The organism is Hymenobacter lapidarius, from assembly GCF_001816145.1.
GTDB classification, from domain to species: Bacteria; Bacteroidota; Bacteroidia; order Cytophagales; family Hymenobacteraceae; genus Hymenobacter; species Hymenobacter lapidarius.
Genome location: NZ_MDZB01000025.1, coordinates 1 through 1,201, shown reverse-complemented (window position 1 = coordinate 1,201; position 1,201 = coordinate 1). Strand labels below are relative to the sequence as shown.

Below are 1,201 nucleotides of genomic sequence, written 5' to 3'. Positions count from 1 at the left end.
CACTCTACCCTACTAAACTTTAGGGCATAAAAACGGGGCAGTCCGACCTTTGGGGTTCCTACACACCATTGCCCGTTCTGCCCCGTGAAGCTAAGCCTCATCGCCAAAATTACAACGCTTTTGCGCCGGGTCCAGCTGGTGCCCCATTTGTCCCGGCAAAAGTTTGTCAGCCAGTTTATTATCGCCCTGCTCAAAAGCCGCAACGTGCAATTCTGCGAGGTGGCCCAGCACCTGAATGACGGGGTGAAAGTAGCCTCGAATGAAACCCGTATTCAAGACTTCTTTCGGGAAGCGGACCTGAATTACCTCGTGCTGGCGCAGGTGCTGCTGCGTTTGCTGCCGGCCACCGGCAAGTTGCGCCTGTGTCTGGACCGCACCGAATGGGATTTCGGCCGCTGTCAGGTTAATATCCTGCTCGTGACCGTGGGCCGGGGCGATTTTCAGGTACCGCTCTACTGGGAACTGCTCGACAATCGCAGCGGCAACTCCAGCGCCGCTGCCCGCATCGCCGTGCTTAACGCCTGCGTGCAGGTGCTGGGCAAAGACCGCATCGGGCTGGTGGTGGGCGACCGCGAATTTGTGGGCCACGTCTGGCTCAAGTGGCTACGGGAGCATAAGTTACCCTTTCTCATGCGCCTGCCCAAGCACCACCAGCTGACCTTCGCCAGTGGCCGGCGGCAGGCCGTCACGGCCCTGGGCCTGGCTGTGGGGCAGCAGCGCCACTTTCTGCACTGCCAGGTGGCTGGGGTGTGGGGGCAGGCCTGGGTCAAGGCGCTGGCCGACCACGAGTTTCTGTTTCTCTTCGCCGCGCCCGGCCTGCGTAATCTGGCCTCCCTCTACGCCAGCCGCTGGACAATTGAGCAATGCTTTCAGAATCTGAAAGGCCGCGGTTTCAACCTGGAAGCCACCCACTTACGCTGTCGCCAGAAGCTGCGCAAGCTCGTGGCCCTGGTCAGCCTGGCCTACGCGCTGTGTCTGAGCGTGGGCACGATGGCCCACGAAAAAAGCAAGCCCATCCCGCGCAAAAACCACGGCTACCGGGCCACGAGCCTGAGCCGCTACGGGCTGAACCTGTTGCGCCAGCTCACGCGGCCCCACGCCCGGCCGCAAGAGCCAATAGCCCGTAAAATTACGGCCCTGCTAGACTGGTTTATTCGACAACTTACTTATTATCAATTCCCTAAAATAGTAGGGTAGAGTG

Annotated in this window: 1 protein-coding gene; it reads left to right on the top strand. The window is 60.1% G+C overall.

Annotated features, from left to right (window positions below; all coding sequences use genetic code 11):
- Nucleotides 1–84: 84 nt before the first annotated feature.
- Nucleotides 85–1,197, top strand: a complete 1,113-nt coding sequence (locus BEN47_RS01150) for an IS4 family transposase (RefSeq protein ID WP_070724371.1) — start codon at nucleotides 85–87, stop codon at nucleotides 1,195–1,197.
- The last annotated feature ends 4 nt before the right edge of the window (nucleotides 1,198–1,201 follow it).